The organism is Microbulbifer sp. S227A, assembly GCF_049800935.1.
Genome location: NZ_JBNAFZ010000010.1, coordinates 54,806 through 74,825 on the forward strand (window position 1 = coordinate 54,806; position 20,020 = coordinate 74,825).

General features: G+C 61.2%; 25 protein-coding genes. 5 read left to right on the forward strand and 20 right to left on the reverse strand.

Annotation, left to right across the window (positions count from 1 at the left end; genetic code table 11):
- Nucleotides 1–28 precede the first annotated feature (28 nt).
- Nucleotides 29–1,006: an asparaginase gene (locus ACP15R_RS20780; RefSeq protein ID WP_424987981.1), complete on the forward strand. Its 978-nt coding sequence runs from the start codon at nucleotides 29–31 to the stop codon at nucleotides 1,004–1,006.
- Nucleotides 1,007–1,023: 17 nt separating this feature from the next.
- Here the strand turns inward: ACP15R_RS20780 and ACP15R_RS20785 are convergent, their stop codons facing one another.
- The 7 genes from ACP15R_RS20785 to ACP15R_RS20815 form a co-directional block, all read right to left on the reverse strand.
- Nucleotides 1,024–1,338, reverse strand: coding sequence for a hypothetical protein (locus tag ACP15R_RS20785; RefSeq protein ID WP_424987982.1), 315 nt, complete (start codon nucleotides 1,336–1,338; stop codon nucleotides 1,024–1,026).
- Between the two features lie 42 nt (nucleotides 1,339–1,380).
- Nucleotides 1,381–1,836: an SRPBCC family protein gene (locus tag ACP15R_RS20790; protein WP_424987983.1), complete on the reverse strand. Its 456-nt coding sequence runs from the start codon at nucleotides 1,834–1,836 to the stop codon at nucleotides 1,381–1,383.
- A complete protein-coding gene (locus ACP15R_RS20795; RefSeq protein ID WP_424987984.1) occupies nucleotides 1,833–2,168 on the reverse strand; it encodes an ArsR/SmtB family transcription factor in 336 nt (111 codons plus the stop codon). The genes ACP15R_RS20790 and ACP15R_RS20795 overlap by 4 nt, the downstream gene beginning before the upstream one ends.
- A gap of 54 nt (nucleotides 2,169–2,222) precedes the next feature.
- Nucleotides 2,223–3,101, reverse strand: a complete 879-nt coding sequence (gene serB / locus ACP15R_RS20800) for a phosphoserine phosphatase SerB (protein ID WP_424987985.1) — start codon at nucleotides 3,099–3,101, stop codon at nucleotides 2,223–2,225.
- 138 nt (nucleotides 3,102–3,239) lie between these two features.
- Entirely contained in the window at nucleotides 3,240–4,091 is an 852-nt protein-coding gene (locus ACP15R_RS20805) for a tyrosine-type recombinase/integrase (RefSeq protein WP_424987986.1), read from the reverse strand.
- A 2-nt stretch (nucleotides 4,092–4,093) separates the two neighbouring features.
- The gene (locus tag ACP15R_RS20810; protein ID WP_424987987.1) at nucleotides 4,094–4,447 is read right to left on the reverse strand and encodes a hypothetical protein; all 354 of its coding nucleotides are present in this window, start codon (nucleotides 4,445–4,447) and stop codon (nucleotides 4,094–4,096) included.
- A complete protein-coding gene (locus ACP15R_RS20815; RefSeq protein WP_424987988.1) occupies nucleotides 4,444–5,013 on the reverse strand; it encodes a hypothetical protein in 570 nt (189 codons plus the stop codon). Before ACP15R_RS20815 ends, ACP15R_RS20810 begins: the two co-directional genes overlap by 4 nt.
- 185 nt (nucleotides 5,014–5,198) lie before the next feature.
- Between ACP15R_RS20815 and ACP15R_RS20820 the strand changes: the two genes are divergently transcribed.
- Nucleotides 5,199–5,552 carry a hypothetical protein gene (locus ACP15R_RS20820; RefSeq protein WP_424987989.1) on the forward strand — a complete coding sequence of 118 codons (354 nt, stop codon included), beginning with the start codon at nucleotides 5,199–5,201 and terminating at the stop codon, nucleotides 5,550–5,552.
- Nucleotides 5,553–5,769: 217 nt separating this feature from the next.
- Here the strand turns inward: ACP15R_RS20820 and ACP15R_RS20825 are convergent, their stop codons facing one another.
- The 10 genes from ACP15R_RS20825 to ACP15R_RS20870 all read right to left on the reverse strand — a co-directional run bounded on the left by ACP15R_RS20825 (nucleotide 5,770) and on the right by ACP15R_RS20870 (nucleotide 13,003).
- A complete protein-coding gene (locus ACP15R_RS20825) occupies nucleotides 5,770–6,816 on the reverse strand; it encodes a phage portal protein (protein ID WP_424987990.1) in 1,047 nt (348 codons plus the stop codon).
- Between the two features lie 11 nt (nucleotides 6,817–6,827).
- Entirely contained in the window at nucleotides 6,828–7,376 is a 549-nt protein-coding gene (locus ACP15R_RS20830; RefSeq protein ID WP_424987991.1) for an HK97 family phage prohead protease, read from the reverse strand.
- A complete protein-coding gene (locus ACP15R_RS20835) occupies nucleotides 7,376–8,635 on the reverse strand; it encodes a phage major capsid protein (protein WP_424987992.1) in 1,260 nt (419 codons plus the stop codon). Before ACP15R_RS20835 ends, ACP15R_RS20830 begins: the two co-directional genes overlap by 1 nt.
- Entirely contained in the window at nucleotides 8,620–8,964 is a 345-nt protein-coding gene (locus ACP15R_RS20840; protein ID WP_424987993.1) for an HNH endonuclease, read from the reverse strand. The genes ACP15R_RS20835 and ACP15R_RS20840 overlap by 16 nt, the downstream gene beginning before the upstream one ends.
- On the reverse strand, nucleotides 8,961–9,248 hold the full coding sequence (locus tag ACP15R_RS20845; RefSeq protein WP_424987994.1) for a head-tail adaptor protein: 288 nt from the start codon (nucleotides 9,246–9,248) through the stop codon (nucleotides 8,961–8,963). Before ACP15R_RS20845 ends, ACP15R_RS20840 begins: the two co-directional genes overlap by 4 nt.
- 44 nt (nucleotides 9,249–9,292) lie before the next feature.
- Complete coding sequence (locus tag ACP15R_RS20850; protein ID WP_424987995.1) at nucleotides 9,293–10,819, reverse strand: terminase large subunit domain-containing protein; 1,527 nt, start codon at nucleotides 10,817–10,819, stop codon at nucleotides 9,293–9,295.
- Nucleotides 10,820–10,913: 94 nt separating this feature from the next.
- Nucleotides 10,914–11,468 carry a head-tail connector protein gene (locus ACP15R_RS20855; RefSeq protein WP_424987996.1) on the reverse strand — a complete coding sequence of 185 codons (555 nt, stop codon included), beginning with the start codon at nucleotides 11,466–11,468 and terminating at the stop codon, nucleotides 10,914–10,916.
- Between the two features lie 466 nt (nucleotides 11,469–11,934).
- Complete coding sequence (locus ACP15R_RS20860) at nucleotides 11,935–12,183, reverse strand: hypothetical protein (protein WP_424987997.1); 249 nt, start codon at nucleotides 12,181–12,183, stop codon at nucleotides 11,935–11,937.
- On the reverse strand, nucleotides 12,180–12,374 hold the full coding sequence (locus ACP15R_RS20865) for a hypothetical protein (RefSeq protein WP_424987998.1): 195 nt from the start codon (nucleotides 12,372–12,374) through the stop codon (nucleotides 12,180–12,182). The genes ACP15R_RS20860 and ACP15R_RS20865 overlap by 4 nt, the downstream gene beginning before the upstream one ends.
- Nucleotides 12,371–13,003 (reverse strand): hypothetical protein, encoded by a 633-nt coding sequence (locus ACP15R_RS20870; RefSeq protein ID WP_424987999.1) that lies wholly within the window; start codon nucleotides 13,001–13,003, stop codon nucleotides 12,371–12,373. Before ACP15R_RS20870 ends, ACP15R_RS20865 begins: the two co-directional genes overlap by 4 nt.
- Before the next feature lie 41 nt (nucleotides 13,004–13,044).
- Here ACP15R_RS20870 and ACP15R_RS20875 point away from each other — a divergent pair, with 41 nt between their 5' ends.
- From ACP15R_RS20875 to ACP15R_RS20885, 3 genes are all read left to right on the forward strand, one after another.
- Complete coding sequence (locus tag ACP15R_RS20875; protein ID WP_424988000.1) at nucleotides 13,045–14,199, forward strand: phosphoserine transaminase; 1,155 nt, start codon at nucleotides 13,045–13,047, stop codon at nucleotides 14,197–14,199.
- 92 nt (nucleotides 14,200–14,291) lie between these two features.
- Nucleotides 14,292–15,890: a phosphoglycerate dehydrogenase gene (gene serA, locus ACP15R_RS20880; RefSeq protein WP_424988001.1), complete on the forward strand. Its 1,599-nt coding sequence runs from the start codon at nucleotides 14,292–14,294 to the stop codon at nucleotides 15,888–15,890.
- Nucleotides 15,891–16,017: 127 nt separating this feature from the next.
- On the forward strand, nucleotides 16,018–16,746 hold the full coding sequence (locus ACP15R_RS20885) for a metallophosphoesterase family protein (RefSeq protein ID WP_424988002.1): 729 nt from the start codon (nucleotides 16,018–16,020) through the stop codon (nucleotides 16,744–16,746).
- On the opposite strand, the gene ACP15R_RS20890 is transcribed toward ACP15R_RS20885, so the two are convergent.
- From ACP15R_RS20890 to ACP15R_RS20900, 3 genes are read right to left on the reverse strand one after another with little or no spacing between them, the layout of a single operon-like run.
- Nucleotides 16,743–17,708, reverse strand: a complete 966-nt coding sequence (locus ACP15R_RS20890; RefSeq protein ID WP_424988003.1) for a PLP-dependent cysteine synthase family protein — start codon at nucleotides 17,706–17,708, stop codon at nucleotides 16,743–16,745. The genes ACP15R_RS20885 and ACP15R_RS20890 overlap by 4 nt on opposite strands.
- Nucleotides 17,705–18,730: an L-threonine 3-dehydrogenase gene (tdh, locus tag ACP15R_RS20895; RefSeq protein ID WP_424988065.1), complete on the reverse strand. Its 1,026-nt coding sequence runs from the start codon at nucleotides 18,728–18,730 to the stop codon at nucleotides 17,705–17,707. Before tdh ends, ACP15R_RS20890 begins: the two co-directional genes overlap by 4 nt.
- Nucleotides 18,731–18,741: 11 nt before the next feature.
- The gene (locus ACP15R_RS20900; protein WP_424988004.1) at nucleotides 18,742–19,926 is read right to left on the reverse strand and encodes a glycine C-acetyltransferase; all 1,185 of its coding nucleotides are present in this window, start codon (nucleotides 19,924–19,926) and stop codon (nucleotides 18,742–18,744) included.
- Nucleotides 19,927–20,020: the final 94 nt, after the last annotated feature.

Consider the following 20,020-nt stretch of genomic DNA (forward strand, 5'->3'; position numbering starts at 1 on the left):
GAGGGCTGATGTGACTGATCCTGTTCCAATGACCGAAATTTGGCGCGCTTCGCTGCTTGAAAGCGTGCATATGGGCCATGCCGTGATCTGTGATGACAGTGGTCGGATCGTGCGGTCCTGGGGGAATCCCGACGCGGTGATCTATCCGCGCTCGTCCTGCAAGATGGTGCAGGCGCTGCCGCTGATCACGTCGGGGGCCGCCGACAAGTTCGGGCTGAACAGCGAACAGCTGGCGCTGGCCTGTGCCTCGCATAACGGGGCGGCAATCCATACCGACCGGGTGCAGGCATGGCTCGACCAGCTGGGGCTGGGCATGGATGATTTCCGGTGTGGCCCACAAGAGCCAGACGACATCCCGGCGCGCAATGCCTTGATTCGCAACGATGCGAGCCCTTGCCCGATTCACAACAATTGTTCCGGAAAACACGCGGGTTTCCTGACCCTGGCGGCGCATATGGGCGCGGGCCCGGAATATGTCGAGATCGATCACCCGGTGCAGCAGGCCAGCCTGGCGGCGATCGAAGAGACCACGCAGGTGGAAAGCCCCGGCCATGGCATCGACGGTTGCTCGGCCCCGAATTTCGCCACAACCGTGCATGGGCTTGCACGCGCAATGGCGTTTTTTGCGTCGGCACAGGACCGGTCGGATCGCCAGAGCGAGGCCGCCGCGAGCCTTACATCGGCGATGATGGCGCATCCCGAGCTGGTCGCGGGCGAGGGGCGGGCCTGTACCGAACTGATGCGGGCCATGGGGGGGCGCGCGGCGATCAAGACCGGGGCCGAGGCGGTCTATGTGGCGATTGTTCCGGAAAAACGCATGGGGATCGCGCTCAAGATCGTTGATGGCGGCACGCGGGCGGCGGAATGCACGATTGCGGCGCTGCTTGTGGGGCTTGGCGTGCTTGATGCCGAGCATCCCGCGACGCGCAAATTCATGAATGCCCCGATCCTGAATCGGCGTGGCACGGAATGCGGGATCATTCGGCCGGTCGCGACGCTCGCCTGAGCATCGCGACACGCGGTTCACATCGCGACGATTTCCGCGATCTCGACCGAGCCCGAGCCATCCATCACCATAGGGTTCGATTTCGCGATGGCACAGGCCGCGTCGATATCGTCGGCCGAGACGATGGTATAGCCCGACGCCGGGTTGGCCCCACCGTTATCCGCCACGCCCGAGGCGCTGACGGTCTTGGACATGCCGACGGGGTTGCCGGGCTCGACCAGGCTGGGGCCATTGTCCTCCATCCATTTGCCCCAGGCGGCCATGGTCTTGTCGATCTCTTCCTGGGTCTCGGGCATTCCGCCCCCGTGATACACGAACAGAAAATTGGGCATTGTCGTACTCCTTGGTTGAAAATCGGCTGTGAAACGCGGGGCTCAGGCCAGCATCCGGTCGAGCTTGTTGAGGGTGGACAGCCAGCCCCGGCCATGGCTCTGCGAGGCTTCGAGCGTATCGAGCTGGCGATGGGTCAGGGTCAGCCGTGCCCCGGTCTCGGTGGGGGCGACGGCAAAGGTGACATGGCTCTCCGCGCCGCGATTGTCGTTGTCGTCATGCCAGCCCCAGGTAAAGCCGACCGAGCCGGTGTCGTCGGCTTGTGGCGGGCGCACATGGGTGACCTGGCCTGACACCTTGAACCGGTCGCCGCTGTCCTTGCCAACCATGACACATACCCACGGGCCGGTGCGGGTCAGATCCATCTCGCAGATTTCCATCCGCATTCCTTCGGTGCCGAACCATTGCGCGACCTCCTCGGGTCGGGTGACCGCGGCCCAGAGCCGGGCGACCTTGACCGGATACTCCCGGATCAGTTCCAGATCATGTGTGTCTTTCATGGCGTGTCCTCTGTGTCGGGGTTCAGCGCCAGAAGGCTGTCCAGCCGTCCGAGGCTGCCCTCCCAGAAGCTGCGGTGATCCATGGTCCAGCGCGCGATGCTCTGCATCGCTTCGGGCCGCACCGCGTAATAGCGATGCGTCCCCGCCGCGCGCTGGCGGATCAGCCCGGCCTCGCGCAGCACCTTGAGGTGACGTGACACCGCCGGGGCGGAAATCCGGAACCCCGCCACCAGCTCGCCCGCCGGCAGCTCGCCCTGCGCCATCAGCCTTTCGACCATGGTCAGGCGGGTCGGGTCGGACAGGGCCGCAAAGGTTCGTGTCAGGTCGCTCATGACCTGATGATTAAACGATTCGTTATTTAACGCAACCGTTAATTATGGGTAACATCAAACACTGGCGAATTCTTCGCGGGAATAGCCTTGCAGGTACAGCAGCGCCGTGAGATCGCCAAAGTTGATCCGCACATCGCATTGCGCCGCCACCGATGGTTTGGCGTGCAGCGCCACGCCGGTGCCCGCCCGGCCCAGCATGCCAAGGTCGTTGGCCCCGTCGCCCACCGCGATGACGTCAGCCTCGGCAATGCCCAGCCGCCGGGTGATTTGTTCCAACGCTTCGATCTTGGCGGCGCGTCCCAAAATCGGGAGCTGTACCTCTCCGGTCAGCTTGCCATCCGCCGCCAGCAGGGTGTTGGCGCGGTTCTCGTCAAAGCCCAGGCGGGATGCGAGGGCCCCGGTGAAGGCCGTAAACCCGCCCGAAACCAGCGCCGCATAGGCTCCGTCTGCCCGCATTGTCGCCAGCAATTCCGGTCCGCCGGGCATCAGGGTGATCCGCTCTGCCAGCACCTTGGCGATGACGTTTTCATCCAGCCCGGCAAGCAGCCCCACGCGTTCGGTCAGGGCGCCTTCGAAATCCAGTTCGCCATTCATCGCCCGCGCGGTGATGTCCTTGACCCGCGCGCCGACACCGGCCTCATCCGCCAGCTCGTCGATGCATTCCTGCTGGATCATCGTGCTGTCCATATCGGCAAGCAGCATCTTTTTGCGGCGGCCCTCGGCGGGTTGGATCACCAGGTCGATCTGCATCTCTTGCAGGTCATCCCAGACCTGCCACTGGTTATCGGGGCGTGTAGGCAGCGCAAACTCGGCGGCGACATCCGGGGCCAGCCAGACCGCATCGCCACCGCCCCACGCATTGCGCAGGGACTCGACGAGCGAGGCTTCCAATCCTGGGGCTTCCGGGGCGCTGAGCAGGGTGGCGACGAACATGGGCAAGTTTCCGATAGGCGACGGGAATGTCGCAATAGAGGGTTCAAGCGGCGCTATACCGACGTTTTCCATCTTGTGAAAGCCCGCCGCACCCCGTATTTCCGGCGGCGGGACACCCCTCCCAACGAGGGGTAGTGATCATACCAGATTATTCCTTTTCTTTCTGATAGTTAAGGTTTCGTGATTATTGATCTGTGTCAGCTTTGTGTCAAACAGGGCGTTCGTGACAGACCTGTCTTTCATCGCGTGAGCATAGGTGCGCAGTACGGTTGTCGCGTCTTTCCATCCGCCACGTTCGGCTACTGTTTTTGGGTCGAAGCCCAAATGCAGCATCGAGGTCGCGAAACCATGGCGGCAGCAATGCGGTGTCAGATGTTCGATGTCAGCGCGCTTGCAAACGTTGTTCCACGGCCCGCGAACGCTGCCCCGTCCGGCATATCCGAACACACTATCATCAGGGTTTCGGTTTGACGGGATGCTGGCCATGGCAGCAACAATATCAGGCGGCAGGTGAGCGGTGCGGGTCCAAGGTGTCGGCTTGAACAACCGCAGTTCCGCAGTCTCATCATTCAGATCAACATCACGCCAAGTCAGCTTGCAGGCCTCGCCGATCCTGGCTGCGGTGCCGAACATGAACAGGCAGAGCGCACCAAGGTGGGGTAGGCCGTCATTTTCAGCTTGTTCGGCGAAAGACGTCACCCATTCCAACGTGGCGGGAGTCTTTTCGACCGGGTTTTCGGGGTATCTCTTTACCGATATGCGCTGACACCATCCCAACTCAGCCGCGTGATTAATTGCCGCCTGCGTCGGTTTGATTACCTGACGGTTCCAGGTCGGTTCTTTGGCGTGAGGATAGATCTTCTTCGCGGCCTGTCGGATTGTTTCGGGCCGAATGCCGTCAACAGCAGTGTCTTTCCAGTATTCTGCTAGCCGCAGCAAAAAACGCTCCGACTTGTCAGCATCAAGATAAGCGGTGAAAACCTGCGCCATTGTCAGGCCCGCCCCCGGCCCATCGAAACGACGCTGCCAGGCTTGCTGTTCGACTTCCGATTTGAACCTTTCTGCATGGGCTTTTTCAGTCGCGCCTGTAGACCCGCGAAGTCGCCTACCGGCAACACTCCCTCGATAGTGCCAGATTTTGCCGCGTCGGTAGAGTGTGAGGGGCATTTCATGGCCTCCTTGAGGTCTTCGACGTGTTCCGGGAACAGAACCATCTTTTTGCCAAGAATTGCAAATGCTCCGATTTCGCGCAGCTTTTCCCGCAATGTGCGCTCCGCCACACCGAAATGGCCAGCCAGATCAGCGGGCGTTGTGTATTCGGGCAATAGGGTGGGGCGCTTGATCATTCCTCAGCAGACTCCCAAACGACGTAATCACGCCCTTTCCCAGCCCCGAGCATTAGGAACGCACGTCCGCTCAAGATCACGCAACGACGATGATAGCCTTCCCAGAAACTAGAGTTCCCGCCCTCCTTGAACCGCATCAATTTTCCATGGCCAAAATCAAATTCGATCTCTGGCCAGTTGATAGTGAAAACAATCTTTGAATCTACAAGCTTACGGCGGAGGGCTTCTTCTTTTTTTCCGTCAGGCGCGTGAATTACCTGAACAAAATCGCACAACTGTCCGCCCGCTCGGTCTTGGAGCCTAGATGGAAAATCTGGGCCTACTCCCGGCCTTCTCATGTTGTAGTATTCTTCAACCGATTCCGCCGTTTCTTTAATTTTCGGAGACAAGATCACTGCCATAAACAGTTTGACGATGTGCCTATAGTCCACCTGCGCGATAGACCGGCCCCGGCTCTTTGGAAGATCCCCAGAGTCGATGAGCGCCCTTGCGTAGGCGTTCACGGTCTCCGGTTTTTCGGAAAGGATTTCTGCAATATCTTCGACAAGTTCTGCTACTGTTGCCATGCTGGCCTCGCTTCATTTGATTTGGTTTAACAAAACCCAAACCCAAATGCAAGCCCAGAACCGTTTAGAGCAGCGAATGGTTCGCTCAAGCTTGGCTTCTGGCGCAATCATATCTAGAGGGATATTGGTTGGCGCAAGATTCACGCTTTTGATGCGCCGTCGAAGTAAATTGGAGTGAGCAGAGAATGACAGAATTTATCGCCGGCGTACAATACGATGATTACCGGGGAACGGTTGCAGCTGATAAATCCGACACAGAGGGTTTTAGGCAGCACCTGCTTGACAAAGGTTTGGCTACTGAAGAGGAGTACGTCGCTGGCTACCGCGTGACTATGGGAGAAAACCATGGGGACGAAATCACGATAATCGGAGTAGTAGTTTACCTTCATCGAGGCGATGAACTGAAGAGATTTAGAGCTATCGAAATTGAAATGAAGATCGCCGTGTTCTTGAAGTTCTTTAAGCGGTTTTCGATGGTTCTTATGAAGAGCAGTCTCGATTTTAGCGGTGTGCAAGTCAACGGTCCCCACTACGACTAAGCCCGCAGCAGCACGGGGCGCGAAGAATGTATTTCAACGTTCAACGCTGATCTCGTGTCACAGAAGCGGTTAGACCGGCCCCGGTTCACAATACCGTGCCGGTCCTGCGCCACGCTGCTGGTTACAGCCGCGCCCTGTCGGAGTTTACCCACTCCCGACTAACGGGGTTGCTTTGGCGAATGAAAACTGAAGGACGCCAGGCGCAACCCGCCTTATCTCATTCGCTCCAATCCACCATATTCAGGGCCGGTGCCGGGTCTACGCCCGCCGCCTTTGCCGCTGCCATTGCGTCGATGATGGTTTTCAGCGCCCGCGCCCTGCCGCCCGTGTCAAAGGCTTGCAGATTGCGCATAACGTCGATGGTGACAGGTTCGCCAAGTTTGCGGGTTGCTTCTTCGGCCATCAGGTCCGCCATCGGTTGGACGGTCCAGGTTGCCAGATGCCGCTGCCCCTCGCGGATCGCGTTGCCCTGGGCCGAACGGGTCAGCATGGAAGGCAGAACCCCATAGGCCAGCGCCACGCCGTCTTGTGCTGCCGCCAGAGCTTCCACATGCGTTGCCTTTTGCAGGTCGGGTGACAGTTGGTCAGGCTTTTGCCCGATCTGCGGATTCATGCCCGCTGCCGTGCTTTGCGCCACGCCCTCGATCACCAGGGTTGAACCGCGTCTGCCCCGGAATGCGGATCTCAGTTGTTCCATGTCGTCCGCCGATGAATCGGGCAGGTGAACGATCTGACTGCCAAGTGGTGCATCCCGAAACACGTCGCGCAATGCGGTTTCAACCTCATGCAGCAATGATGCGGACAGGCCGGAACGTGCAAGCGGTGCTTGCCCGGTCCAAGGGGTCGCAGCATCAGAGCCAATGCGAAAGTGCAGAACCTCGCCCGCCAGTGCCGTTTCGGTGCGCCCGCCGCCTGCTTCGGATATGCTGAAACGGTAGGCCCTGGGGATGCCGTTGCGGGTGGATACGTCCCAATCGGCCGCCGGAACGATGCCGTCAGCAGTAATCAGCGCCACAACCTCGCCACGCAAGGCCAGAGAACGCGCGCAGAGCGCCATAGTGCGCCGGTCCAGCATGTCGGTGCCGGTCACGTCAGACGCCGCCAAAGCGCCCTCCCAGAGGCTCACACAGCTTTGCACGGTGCTTGTCAGCTCGGCCAGGCCCGATTGCCCGGAGATCCAGCTTTCCCGTGCTGCCATGATTGCCGCCGTGTAGCCGGTGCCGCCCGAACGGGTTTCAACCGATTTACGCCGAAATAGGTCCATAAAGCCCATGCTCAAGCCCTCCAACGGTTAAGGGTCCGGTGCAGGCCGGTGGTGATGTTGTCACTCATGCCCCATGCCCGTGCCTCGATTTGCGCCGCCGGATATGCAGGCTTTGTGACTGCCGAAAGCTCGAACAGATCGGCCTTGTGGATGGTTCGCAGCATGGAAGCGCCGCGCCGCTCGATGCGCTCGCCGCCCTGGGGAACGCGAAAGCCCGGTGAAAGCCCTTTGATAAGCCCTGAACCATGCGCCGCCAGAAAGTCCCGCGCCCAGGTGGTGCCATCGTCCAACGTGGCGCTAATCTCTAACGCTTCGTCGGTGTCGGTCAGCGTCAAGGTGCCTGCCGATCTACTGGCAAGGGGCTTGTCATAGCTATGCCCTGCCAGCAGGTGGATTTCATCGCCGCCGTTGATACGGTCGGCAAAAGCCCGCGGGGCGATAACTTCCAGCCGCCCCGGTGCCAGCTCGGTTTCAGAGCCATAGGGAAAACGGGCAGTCAGACGGGTTGAACCGCCTTCGGCCCTGACTTCCAGGGTGCCTTTGTTACCGCCCCAGAGCATTAGTCTTGTACCCCGGTCAGCACTTCCAGTTGCGCCGTGCGGGAAATGGTGACGTCCATTGTCGCAAGTGCTGTAAGCCGCAGACCGCCCGATTGTGCATCGGTGAACGGATCTCGGATCAGGTCAACCGCGCCCCACATGCCAACGAAGATCGGAGCCGTGCCGCCTGCATTGGTGGTCAACAGTGCATCCGATGCCGTTGGCGAACCGGTCGGGGCTGCAAGCCCGTTGGTGGTCATAACCACGTTTTGCGCCGGAATGTTGCGGATCAGACGGTCCCATTCGGTCACGCCGGTGCCGGTGTCGATATAGGTATCATCCAACGCCGCCCAGACCTCAGGACGGATCATCAGCTTGACCGCATCAGGCGAACCCGCTGCATTTGCCGTCATGAACCGGACAACCGCCGCGCGGAACGCTGCCCAGGACGCCGCCGCATTGACTGCCGTTTCCGTGATGCCCCAACTGGACGCCCCGGCAAACACGCCGGTTGGCTCGCCATTGGAACCGGAACCAAGGAAAACAGCCGCGTCCAGCGCCTCGCCCATGCAACCGTTCATATCGCGCCGCACAGCCTGTTCCAACGCCGCGCCGGATTGTTTCAGGCTCTTGCGCGAAATCCGCATTTGAATGCCCAGGGTGTTGTCGGGTGCCAGCGGTCGGTCGGTTGTTGCATAGGCGGTCGGTCCCGCCACGTTGGCGTTTTCACCATCGGCCCAACCTGCCGACACGCTCGAAGTCGTCACCGGGTATTCCAGCTCACCAACGCCGACATTGACCATTTGCGCCCCCATACGCGCCGCCGCCGATGCCGGGAACAACCGATCAATGATCGGAGCGGTGCGGATCGGGTCAGGTGTACCGCTTGCAACGGTGTTGCGGGTTTCCAGCGCCTCAAGGGGAACCGGCATTCCGCGATAGCCGCCCGCGTTGCGCAGCTCGCTGACGATTTCCGCCGTCTGACCTTGCAGTTGCCGCCCTTCGTCCAGGGCCAGCGCCACCTGCCGCAGCTCAAAGCCCGCCATCATCTCGGCCCATTCGGTGCCGCTACGGGTTTCCAGCTCGCCCTTGGCTTCCTGGCGTTCCTCATCCTCGGCAATCAGCGCCGCGCGGTAACGGGTTTCGTTGCTGCGATACTCTTTGTCGAGCGTTTCCATCGCGCGGGTTTCATCTTCGGTCGCCGCGTCTTTGCCGACAAGCACGGCCAGCTCCTGGCGGATCTCGGATTGCCGCCGGGTGATCTTCACAGAATCAAGCATGTTTTGTTTTCCTTATGCTCGGTAGGTTTGTTGCGCATCATCGCGCGGATTGAATCGCGCCATTCCTGGCGGTCAGGTGGTGTCGGTTTGTGTCCGCACTCAATTCTGGTTTTCCTGGTGTGACAGGATGCGCAAAGCACTTGCACGTTGGCCGGGTTGAAGCTCAATTCAGGGTGTGTGCGCACGGGTTTGATGTGGTCACATTCCAGCCGCCGCCGAGATCCACATTCGACGCAAGCCCAGCCGTCACGCTCCAGGACGGCATGGCGGATTGCCTGCCAGCGTTTGGTGCGGGTGACGCGCTTGGAATACCGCTTGTAATCCTTCATCCGTTGTTCTCCGCCGTTGCGCTGATCTCGATGAACCGCAAGCGCCCGTCTGCACTTTCCTTCAAGCCGGTGATGTTCCAATCAAGCCCATCATGGGCCAGCCGGTCGGTGGCCTTGATGCCCCGCGAAAAGTCGGAGCTGCGAACCGTGAACCGGCTTGTCAGAGTCGCGTTGATCCCGCCGTATTGGAACTTTTCAGCGTCCTTGACGTCTGCCCGGTGCGCCCAGATGGTGCCGATCGGCCCATAGCTTGTGAGAACGCCGCCGAATCCATCGTCGGTCATAGTCCCGCGCATGATCGTTATTCGCCGGTCCAGTTTGCTTGCATTCATGCCCATTCAAGACGCGCCTTTTTGTTGGGGGTCGCCTTGCGCCTCATGCCCTCGGCAATCGCCAGAACAGCCGCCGCCGCCGCGTCGATGCGGCCCAGGGAACGCGCCTTGGCAAGTTTGTGATTGCCTGCCGGGTCAACCAACGTGATTGCATCAGAGAACGCCGAACGCAGCAGCAGCGACGGGGTGGTTTTCACCTCGCCGTCAAACAATGCCCGCCGGAACCGCTCGATATCCTCGGCCCCGTCCTTCCAGCCAAAGCCGCGCCAGATGAACGGAACCCGGTCCAGGTTTGCCGCCTGCATGGCTTCGGAAAACTCGGCATGTCGGAACCTGTCGCCCACGATTGACGCCGGGGTGATGCCGTCCAGCCGCGCCACGATCTCGGCAAGCCACGGTCCAGGCGGAACAGTGTTTTCCCCCATAACCGACAGTTCACCCCGCTCCTGCATCTCGATATAGCGCCCTGACACGCCGTCAGACGCCCCACGGTCGGCTAGTGAAGGTTTGGCAGGGAAGGTGCCGAGACATTCCAGACGCCCCGTATCAGGCCAGAACAGCGCCGCCGCTGACATGGAACGGGAACCGCCGAGATCCACGCCAAGAATGCACGGCCCGTCACGGTCGGGCATATCATCGGGCGCAACTTCGCAGCTCATCCATTCGTCCAGGGTAATCAGGACCGAACGATCATCAGACGAAACCCGCTCGTTTCTGTTGAGGTTGCGGAAACTGGACAGGGCCGAACCGCCCCGCGCTATGGCCCGTTGCGCCTGCGATACCAGCCATTCAGGCGTTGGCCCGATGCCCTGTTTGGAACCGGGGTTGGCGATTAGCAGGCTTTCCAGATCGTCAGCAGGCAAGCCGAACGGTGGTCGATGCTCCTGCACATAGGTGCCGCCCGGTGGCTCATCCAACCAACGGCTAAACGTGTTTGCATCATCTGGTGCGCTTGTCGAGATAATCAGCGCTCTGCCATCCCGCTTGCCGAGTCCCGACAAGATAGCGTTTTCCAGGTTGTCGCCCTTTTCCCGCTCCCACGCTGCCCGCTCATCCATGATTGCAAGCGTTGGTGCGCCGCCGAGAATAGACTTGCCGTCAGCAGCAATGACACGGGCAAGCCCGCCGCCGTTCATGTCCGTTTCAACTTCCAGCTTGGAACCGCGCCGGATGGTGAATTGCTCTTGTTCTTCGTCGGGCAATCCCTCGATGAATCCGACCAGGAACGCAAACGCCGTCCGCGCCTGGTCCCGGTTACGAGCTGCAAAGATGATTTCGCGCTTGGGCTGGCATTCGATCTCGCCCATCAGATGCCCCAGGGCCAGACCAGCAGATAGCGCCGTCTTGGCGTTACCGCGTCCAATGCTCAAACAGGCAACAGACGTTCCTTTTGCAAACGCGCCGCGAACAAAGTCCTTTTGGAATTGTCCAAGCCGTAGCTTTTTCCCTGCCAAGCGGCCCTCGGGAATTGTCAGCCGTGGCAGGAACCGCAGCGCCGCCGATGCCTCTTTTGATGCCCTCATGCTTTCCCCCGGTTTTTTTGGAGAAAGAAAAGAACAGTCCCCCCGCCGGTGCCGTGGTCATTTGATGTTGGGGTATTGGGACCAAATACCATGCTTATGCCCTCACACGTCTGTAACGTGCGCAGATACGCGCGGTTGCGGCTGGCATGGCCGGGGCTTTGTCGCTTGCTCGATGGTCATAGAGCCGCGCTGCCAGGTCACAGATAGCCATGCGCAGATCAGCGGGAATGTCGTGGTACGTGCTGCCATAGCCTGCCGGATAGGTGATGCGCAGACGCCCGCCGGGTTCGCCATCGGTGAAGTGCAGGACAGGATAGCGCCCGCCCTCAAGCCAATATCCATCGGGTACAAGCGTTGTCGTACCGTCCAGCTCGATCAGGTGAACCGTTACCGTTGCATCAGCAGCGACAGGGCCAATGGGCAAAGCCACGTGCTGCCCTGGCCAAGTGTTGGTTGTGCAGGTGATGGCCTGACGCATCAGGGCAATGTTGGTATATGCCTCGATCTCCAACGCCGCCGTTTGCGCATATGCCTGCGCCCCGATCACAAGGTCAGCATCCAAGCGCATATGTTCTTGAAGCTCGGCCAGTGTCACGGGGTCGCCGGTTGCTATGGGTGTGCGTTCTACTTGCATCAATTCGCCTTGCATTATTGTTATGTTGTAACACATTCCATATAGGTAAGCAATATTGACCTATATTGATTGGGCGCATCCGGCCCCCGCTACTGTCCCCCAACTACACAAGGGGTAATCCCTTGCTCGGTGACAGTCCTACCTTCCTGATCTGTATCCACGCGATGCCCTGTATCGGCGGCCAACCGCTGTCCCGCTGGGTTTTCGCCAGCCCCGTCCTTTGCAGCCTTGCGCCGGTACGGTCCCCGAATTGCATCGGTGGGTTCTGTGTCGCGTTTCTGTGCTGGCCTAGTAGGCACCGGGTCCGGCACGGAGTGGGGTAGTTCCCAGATCATCAACCCGTTGATTTCGCCCAACGGTCAAAAGCTAGAGTGTGGCCTGCATTCTGTGATTTGCCCCTGGGGTGGGTTTGCTCACTATGAACGCAGGCCGCTGCTTCACCCGCCACGCCAAAGCCACTCAACAGAGGCGCGGCGGGTGCTCAGCTTTCGATCAGGTCAAAATCACCTCCTTCATCGCCGCCGTGCGCAAACAGGTCAGAGACCAGCGAACGCATGACGGACAGTTGTTTCGGTGATGGTCGCCAGCCGCGCCGGTTGCATTGACACAGGATTGACCGGGCGAAATTTGCCGCCCAATCATTCTCAGCCAATCGCGCAACAGTCGGCATGTAGTGCAACAGACGTTCGATTTCGTCGGATTTGGCAATGGTGCGGGGTTGATACGTCATTGTGCATCTCCCCGAACAATGTTGACCGGGTGTCTTGCGTCTTTGACCGGCAATTTCAGAGCGCATTCCAGAGCGTCGGCTATCGTCGCGAAGGAGCCTTCAGGGTGGAACGCAGCGCGGCGATACCCTGTAACAGCAAAAGATCCGTCATCGCAGATCCAGATCGCTACTCGGATGTATGGTTTACTCATGCCGCTGCCCTCCCCTGCACGTAGTCAAGGAAAGCGGCCTGCCTTGGCGGGGCCATGCGGTTGAAACTGGCCAGCACATAGGCGTCCAGTTCGTCAGGCTCGGCCATGTCAGCCCAATGCGTCGCCCCATCCATATGGCTGAACAGCGGAACAATCGGCATTCCAGCGCCACGATCCAGCGCCGCCTTTGCCGTCAACGTGGCGTCGTCAGCATCCAGCGCCTTCAATGCCATGAACGCCAGCGATACGCGCTCGGCTACCGTCAGACGCGCCACGAGAACCGGGACAAGCCCGAACCACGCGTCTTGGGTGCCGAGTGTCAGGACATAGCCCAACATCCGAACGGCAGCGGCCCTATCAGCCGTTGCAATATCCCACTTATTCAGGGTATTGTTGTCGGGAAGTTTTGCCGCTTCATATGTAAATTGAGCGCCGCTGACCTTTGCCGAGGTCGCGGCGTTTTCTTTTGCAGGTTCGGGATCTTCGCCCGGACGGCTTGTGTCAGATTTGTGCCACTTCTGGTTGCGTGTTCCCGCAACGTTCTGCGATGTGCTGCACAAATGTGCAAGGTGATACGCTTTCTCTATTGCTGTTTTTACTGGGTTTGAGTATCCGCGCTCTTGGGACACCCCTCCCCAACGAGGGGCGATATATCTGGAAGGGTAGCATGATGGCTATTGCACAACCGGCGACGCGGCCGGCGAATCCGCGTTTTTCTTCTGGCCCCTGCGCCAAACCCCCCGTTTTTGAACTGTCTAAGCTTGCTGATGCGCCCCTGGGCCGCTCGCACCGTGCCGCCGTTGGCAAGGCCAAGCTGAAGGCGGCGATCGAGGAAACCCGCGAAGTGCTGGGTATTCCCGCCGATTACAAGATCGGCATCGTGCCGGCCTCGGATACCGGCGCCTTTGAAATGGCGATGTGGAACCTGCTGGGCGAGCGCCCGGTCGAGATGCTGGCCTGGGAGAGCTTTGGCTCGGGCTGGGTCACCGATGTTGTCAAGCAACTCAAGCTCGATGCCGTGGTCAAGACCGCCGACTATGGCGAGATCGTTGATCTGGCCGGCGTCGATTTCGACAAGGACGTGTGCTTTACCTGGAACGGCACCACCTCGGGCGTGCGGGTTCCCAATGGCGATGTGATCCCGGCGGATCGCGCCGGGCTGACCCTGTGCGATGCCACCTCGGCGGCGTTTGCGATGGACCTGCCCTGGGACAAGCTCGATGTTGCAACCTTCTCCTGGCAAAAGGTGCTGGGCGGCGAAGCGGCGCATGGCATGCTGATCTTGAGCCCGCGCGCGGTCGAACGCCTTGAGAGCTATACGCCCGCATGGCCGCTGCCCAAGATTTTCCGCTTGACCAAAGGGGGCAAGCTGATCGACGGCATCTTTACCGGTGCGACGATCAACACCCCGTCGATGCTCTGTGTCGAAGATTACCTTCTGGCGCTTGACTGGGCCCGCGCCGAGGGTGGCCTGCGGGGCATGATCGCCCGCGCGGATGCCAATACCGCGGCCGTGACCGCGTTTGTCGAGGCGCATGACTGGATCGATTTCCTGGCGACCGACCCGGCGACGCGGTCGAACACGTCGGTTTGCCTCAAGTTCACCGATACCCGCATCACCGATGGCGCGAGCTTTGCAAAGGCCGTGGCCAAGCGGCTGGAGACCGAGAATATCGCGCTGGATATCGTGGCCTATCGCGACGCGCCCGCGGGTCTGCGCATCTGGTGCGGCAGCACGGTGGAAGCCGCCGATATCGAGGCGATGCTGCCCTGGCTGGCATGGGCTTTCGAGGCCGAGATCGCGGCGCTGAGCGAAGCCGCCTGAACCATGATGTTCCGGCCCCGGGCACGAACCGGGGCCGTTTTCCCCAATTTCCCAAGCAGGAGAATCTGGAGCCGTTCCGGATCAATCGAACAATGACCAAGCCCAAAGTACTCGTTTCCGACAAGCTGTCCCCGACCGCCGTGCAGATTTTCCGCGATCGCGGTATCGACGTGGATTTCGAACCCGATCTTGGCAAGGACAAGGACAAGCTGGCCGAGGTGATCGGCCAGTATGACGGCCTTGCCATTCGCAGCGCCACCAAGGTGACCGAGACCATCCTGCGCAATGCCGACAAGCTGCGCGTGGTTGGCCGGGCCGGGATCGGCACCGACAATGTCGACAAGGAAGCCGCGTCCAAGAAGGGCGTGATCGTGATGAACACGCCGTTTGGCAACATGATCACCACCGCCGAGCACGCCATCGCCATGATGTTCGCCGTGGCGCGCCAGATCCCCGAAGCCTCGGCCAGCACCCATGCGGGCAAGTGGGAAAAATCCAAGTTCATGGGCGTCGAGCTGACCGGCAAGACCCTGGGCGTGATCGGTGCCGGCAATATCGGCGGCATCGTCTGTGACCGCGCGCGTGGTCTCAAGATGAAGGTTGTCGCCTATGACCCGTTCCTGGGCGAGGAAAAGGCGCAGAAGATGGGCGTCGAGAAAGTCGAGCTGGAAGAGCTTCTGACCCGCGCCGATTTCATCACGCTGCACGTGCCGCTGACCGATCAGACCCGTAACATCCTGTCCGCCGAGAACCTGGCCAAGACCAAGAAGGGCGTGCGCATCATCAACTGTGCGCGCGGCGGTCTGGTCGACGAGGCGGCGCTGGCCGAGTTGCTGAAATCCGGCCATGTTGCCGGGGCCGCGTTCGACGTGTTTGCCGAGGAACCCGCCAAGGAAAACCCGCTGTTCAACCTGCCCAACGTGGTCTGCACCCCGCACCTGGGCGCGGCCACCACCGAGGCGCAGGAAAACGTCGCCCTGCAGGTTGCCGAGCAGATGTCGAACTACCTGCTGACCGGCGCGGTTGAAAACGCGCTGAACATGCCCAGCGTCACCGCCGAAGAGGCCAAGGTCATGGGCCCGTGGGTCAAGTTGGCCGGGCATCTCGGGGCGTTCATCGGCCAGATGACCGACGAGCCGATGAAGGCGATCAACATCCTGTATGACGGTGTCGTGTCGGAAATGAACCTCGAGGCGCTGAACTGTGCCGTGGTGGCCGGGATCATGAAACGCGCCAATCCCGAGGTGAACATGGTCAGCGCACAGGTCATCGCCAAGGAGCGCGGTGTCAAGATCAGCACCACCAACCAGGATAAATCCGGCGCCTTTGACGGCTATGTCAAGGTGACCGTGGTGACCGAAAAGCGCGAGCGGTCGATCGCGGGCACCGTGTTCTCGGATGGCAAGCCCCGCTTTATCCAGATCAAGGGTATCAATATCGATGCCGAGGTCGGCGCGCATATGCTCTATACCACCAATGCCGACGTGCCGGGCATCATCGGCACATTGGGTCAGACCATGGGCGAGAACGGCGTGAACATCGCCAACTTTACGCTGGGCCGGGCGGACAAGGGCGGCGAGGCGATCGCGCTGCTCTACGTGGATGCCGAAGTGCCCGCACCGGTGCGTGAAAAGCTGGCCAGCACCGGCATGTTCCGTCAGATCAAGCCGCTGGAATTCGACGTGGCCTGAGTGCGCCCGACGCATATGACATGACATGATGCCGTCTGCCTGTCCGGGTGGGCGGCATCATGATTTCGCGGCCACGGTGCCGGACTCTCTGCTTTTCATCGGACCCAAGCTGCGCTAGCCCACGCCCATGACCCAACCCGTTTACGCCATCGGCGACATTCACGGCCAGATCGGCTTTCTCGAAACGGCGCTCGACCTGATCGCTGCGGATGGGGGCGAGGATGCACAAATCGTGTTCCTTGGCGACCTCGTGGATCGCGGCCCTGACAGCCGCGCCGTGATCCAGCGGCTGTTCGACGGGCAGGCCGCGGGGCGCAACTGGCGGATCGTCAAGGGCAATCACGACCGCATGTTCCATCGTTTCGTGACCGGGGCGATCGAACATGACGCGCGCATCCTGTCCGGGCTGGGCTGGTTGCATCCCCGGCTGGGCGGTCTTGCCACGCTTGCCTCCTACGGGGTCGATGTCGAAACCGACCAGTCGCCCCAACGGCTTTTTGCCGAGGCGCAGCAGGCGGTGCCACGGGCGCATCTGGACTATGTGAACAACCTGCCACTCTATATCGAACACGAAGAACTGCTCTTTGTGCATGCGGGCGTCGCGCCGGGTGTGGCATTGCAGGACCAGATCGAGGATGATCTCGTCTGGATCAGAGAGCCGTTCCTGTCCCATGCCGACCCGCATCCGTGGCTGGTGGTGCATGGGCATACGGCGCTGGATATCCCGTTTCATTTTGGCAACCGGATCGACCTGGATGGCGGTGCCGGATATGGCCGCCCGCTTGTCCCAGCGGTTTTTGAGGGGCGCGACTGCTGGCTGCTGACCAAGGGCGGGCGGATGCGGCTGACGCCTTAGCCGTCGGACCAAAGATCGGTTGACAGGTATTTCAGACCGCTGTCGCAGATGATCACGCCGATCCGGCCGCCGGCCTCTGGCCCGGCCAGCAGGTCAAGCGCCGCCGCCACGTTTGCCCCGGCGGAAAACCCCGCGAAAATGCCTTCTTGCCGCGCCAGCGCCCGCGTGGTCTGTCGCGCGGTGTCGCCGCTGATGGTCAGAAAATCATGCGCCAGCCCGCGCTCAAGCAGCGATAGCTCTGCCATGGCGTAACCGCCGCCCTGGATCGGGTGGCCGGGATGGGTCACCGCTTGCCCGGCGAGCGCCGCCGCGCCCTCGGGTTCCACCACATAGCCGCGCAGCGCCCGGTTGCGTTGCCGCAGGGCCCGCATCGTGCCGCCAAAGGTGCCGCCGGATCCCGCGAAATCGACAAAGGCGGTCAGGCTGCAATCGCTGTCGGCCCAAAGCTCTGGTCCGGTGGTGTCGAAATGCGCCATCGCGTTGCCGGGATGGGCGAACTGGTTGGCGCGAAACGCCCCGCGCTCGGCGGTGATCCGCCGCGCCGCGTCTTCGACCAGCGCCAGATCGGCGCCCGATACCTCGCCCGGTACGCTGTGCGCGGCCTGATCGACCAGCACGACCTCGGCGCCAAGCGCGGTCATCATCCGGGCCCGTTCGGGGGAATTGCCCCGGCTCATCACCGCGACAAAGGGATGGCCCAGCACCGAACAGACAATCGCCAGCCCGGTGCCCATGTTGCCGCTGGTCAGCTCCACCACGGTTTGTCCAGGGGCAAGGGATCCGTCCGCCCGCGCCGCGTCGATGATTCCGCGGGCGGCGCGGTCCTTCTTGGAAAAACCGGGGTTGAGATAGTCCAGCTTGGCGAGGATTCGCCCCTCAAGCCCGCGCGATGCAACCATCCGGTCCAGCCAGACCGAGGGCGTGCGCCCGATGGCCCCGATGATCGAATCGCTTGCGCTCATGTCCAGTCGAGCACCACCTTGCCGCTCTGCCCGGACTTCATCGCGGCGAACCCGTCGGCAAAGTCGCTGGCGGCAAAGCGATGGGTGATCACCCCGCTTACATCCAGCCCGTTCTGCAACATGGCGATCATCTTGTACCAGGTTTCAAAGATCTCGCGGCCATAGACGCCCTTGATGGTGATCGCCTTGAACACGATACGCGACCAGTCGACCGGCGATTTCCCCGGCGGAATGCCCAGCATCGCGATGCGCCCGCCCATGGTCATCGCCTCGACCATCTGATCCAGAGCCCGCTGGTTGCCCGACATTTCCATGCCGACATCGAACCCCTGTTTCATGCCCAGCCGCTTGATCACGGCGTCGAGATCCTCGTTTGCAACATTGACCGGCACCACGTCGGCGACCTTGGCCGCCAGGTCAAGCCGCGCCTGGTTGATGTCGGTGATCGCCACGTGGCGCGCGCCCACGTGGCGGGCCACGGCGGCGGCCATGATGCCGATCGGGCCGGCCCCGGTGATCAACACGTCCTCGCCCACCAGATCGAAACTCAGCGCGGTGTGAACGGCATTGCCCAGGGGGTCCAGAATGGCCCCGATATCGTCGCTGATCTCATCGGGCAGCGGCACGACATTGAATGCCGGCAGCCGCAGGTATTGCGCGAACGCCCCCTGTTCGTTGACGCCGATGCCTCGGGTTTCGGGATCAAGGTGGAACTTGCCCGCGCGCACCTGCCGCGAATGATGCCCGATCAGGTGGCCTTCGCCGCTGCATCGCTGGCCGATTTCGAGGTCTTCGACATCGCGGCCAATCTCGACGATCTCTCCGGCAAATTCATGACCGGTGATCAGCGGAACGGGAACGGTCCTTTCCGCCCATTCGTCCCAGTTCCAGATATGCACATCGGTGCCGCAGATGCCGGTCTTGTTGATCTTGATCAGCACATCATCCGGGCCGATTTCAGGAACCGGCGCATCGACCAGCCACAACCCCTGGGCGGCCTGGGACTTTTCCAGCGCTTTCATCGTGTTTTTCATCAGATCACCCCGAGTTCCTTGCCAACGGTGCCAAAGGCGGCCAGCGCCCGGTCGAGTTCATCGCGCGTCAGTGCGGCGTTCATCTGGGTGCGGATGCGGGCCTGTCCGCGCGGCACCACCGGAAAGAAAAAGCCCGAGACATAGACGCCTTCGTCGAACAGGCGCGCGGCCATGTTCTGCGCCAGCTGTGCCTCGCCCAGCATCACCGGAACGATGGGATGTTCGCCCGGCAACAGGTCAAAGCCCAGTTTTTCAAGCCCGGCCCGCCAGTAACGCGCGTTTTCAAACAGCCGCGCCCGCAGATCGCCGCCGTTTTCCACCAGCCGGATCGCCTCGATCCCGGCGGCCACGATGGCCGGGGGCAGCGAGTTCGAGAACAGGTAGGGCCGGGCGCGCTGGCGCAACAGGTCGATCACCGGCTGCGGGCCGGCCACATAACCGCCGATCGCCCCGCCAAGCGCCTTGCCGAGCGTGCCGGTCAGGATGTCGGCGCGCACTCCAAAATGGTCCGGCGTGCCGGCACCGTTCGGCCCCATGAACCCGGTGGCGTGACAATCATCGACCATCAGGATCGCATCATACCGATCGGCCAGCGCGCGGATTTCGGGCAGTTTGGCAAGGTAGCCATCCATGCTGAACACGCCGTCGGTGGCGATCATCACATGCCGGGCACCGTCCTCGCGGGCCGCCTTCAGCTTGGCTTCGAGATCGGCCATGTCCGAGTTGGCGTAACGATAGCGCCGGGCCTTGCACAGCCGGATGCCGTCGATGATCGAAGCATGGTTCAGCGCGTCGGAAATCACCGCGTCTTCGGGGCCGAGCAGCGGTTCGAACACCCCGCCATTGGCATCGAAACACGCCGCGAACAGGATCGAGTCATCGGTTTCCAGGAACCCGGCCAGGCGTTTTTCAAGGTCGCGGTGCAGATCCTGCGTGCCACAGATGAAGCGCACGCTGGCCATGCCGAACCCGCGCGGATCCATGGCGGCGCGCGCCGCGGAAATCAGGTTGGGATGGTCCGCGAGACCAAGATAGTTGTTGGCGCACAGGTTGATGACGTGCCGGTCTCCGACATCGATCTCGCCGCCCTGCGGCGACGTTATCATGCGCTCGCGCTTGGTCATGCCTTCGGCATCGATCTGGGCAAGTGTTTCGGAAATATGTGACAGGAATGCTTGGGACATGATGGACCTCCGTTCGAGTCGGCTTCTATCATAGCGGATGCAATTCCGAAATAGGGGAATTTGCTATACTGGAAAAAAATCCGCCAAACCGGAA

Bases quoted from the DNA above. Each gene is read 5' to 3' on its own strand.
- ACP15R_RS20780 (WP_424987981.1), top strand. From the start codon at position 29: ATGACCGAAATTTGGCGCGCTTCGCTGCTTGAAAGCGTGCATATGGGC.
- ACP15R_RS20785 (WP_424987982.1), bottom strand. From the start codon at position 1,338: ATGCCCAATTTTCTGTTCGTGTATCACGGGGGCGGAATGCCCGAGACC.
- ACP15R_RS20790 (WP_424987983.1), bottom strand. From the start codon at position 1,836: ATGAAAGACACACATGATCTGGAACTGATCCGGGAGTATCCGGTCAAG.
- ACP15R_RS20795 (WP_424987984.1), bottom strand. From the start codon at position 2,168: ATGAGCGACCTGACACGAACCTTTGCGGCCCTGTCCGACCCGACCCGC.
- serB (WP_424987985.1), bottom strand. From the start codon at position 3,101: ATGTTCGTCGCCACCCTGCTCAGCGCCCCGGAAGCCCCAGGATTGGAA.
- ACP15R_RS20805 (WP_424987986.1), bottom strand. From the start codon at position 4,091: ATGGCGCAGGTTTTCACCGCTTATCTTGATGCTGACAAGTCGGAGCGT.
- ACP15R_RS20810 (WP_424987987.1), bottom strand. From the start codon at position 4,447: ATGATCAAGCGCCCCACCCTATTGCCCGAATACACAACGCCCGCTGAT.
- ACP15R_RS20815 (WP_424987988.1), bottom strand. From the start codon at position 5,013: ATGGCAACAGTAGCAGAACTTGTCGAAGATATTGCAGAAATCCTTTCC.
- ACP15R_RS20820 (WP_424987989.1), top strand. From the start codon at position 5,199: ATGACAGAATTTATCGCCGGCGTACAATACGATGATTACCGGGGAACG.
- ACP15R_RS20825 (WP_424987990.1), bottom strand. From the start codon at position 6,816: ATGGACCTATTTCGGCGTAAATCGGTTGAAACCCGTTCGGGCGGCACC.
- ACP15R_RS20830 (WP_424987991.1), bottom strand. From the start codon at position 7,376: ATGCTCTGGGGCGGTAACAAAGGCACCCTGGAAGTCAGGGCCGAAGGC.
- ACP15R_RS20835 (WP_424987992.1), bottom strand. From the start codon at position 8,635: ATGCTTGATTCTGTGAAGATCACCCGGCGGCAATCCGAGATCCGCCAG.
- ACP15R_RS20840 (WP_424987993.1), bottom strand. From the start codon at position 8,964: ATGAAGGATTACAAGCGGTATTCCAAGCGCGTCACCCGCACCAAACGC.
- ACP15R_RS20845 (WP_424987994.1), bottom strand. From the start codon at position 9,248: ATGACCGACGATGGATTCGGCGGCGTTCTCACAAGCTATGGGCCGATC.
- ACP15R_RS20850 (WP_424987995.1), bottom strand. From the start codon at position 10,819: ATGAGGGCATCAAAAGAGGCATCGGCGGCGCTGCGGTTCCTGCCACGG.
- ACP15R_RS20855 (WP_424987996.1), bottom strand. From the start codon at position 11,468: ATGCAAGGCGAATTGATGCAAGTAGAACGCACACCCATAGCAACCGGC.
- ACP15R_RS20860 (WP_424987997.1), bottom strand. From the start codon at position 12,183: ATGACGTATCAACCCCGCACCATTGCCAAATCCGACGAAATCGAACGT.
- ACP15R_RS20865 (WP_424987998.1), bottom strand. From the start codon at position 12,374: ATGAGTAAACCATACATCCGAGTAGCGATCTGGATCTGCGATGACGGA.
- ACP15R_RS20875 (WP_424988000.1), top strand. From the start codon at position 13,045: ATGGCTATTGCACAACCGGCGACGCGGCCGGCGAATCCGCGTTTTTCT.
- serA (WP_424988001.1), top strand. From the start codon at position 14,292: ATGACCAAGCCCAAAGTACTCGTTTCCGACAAGCTGTCCCCGACCGCC.
- ACP15R_RS20885 (WP_424988002.1), top strand. From the start codon at position 16,018: ATGACCCAACCCGTTTACGCCATCGGCGACATTCACGGCCAGATCGGC.
- ACP15R_RS20890 (WP_424988003.1), bottom strand. From the start codon at position 17,708: ATGAGCGCAAGCGATTCGATCATCGGGGCCATCGGGCGCACGCCCTCG.
- tdh (WP_424988065.1), bottom strand. From the start codon at position 18,730: ATGAAAGCGCTGGAAAAGTCCCAGGCCGCCCAGGGGTTGTGGCTGGTC.
- ACP15R_RS20900 (WP_424988004.1), bottom strand. From the start codon at position 19,926: ATGTCCCAAGCATTCCTGTCACATATTTCCGAAACACTTGCCCAGATC.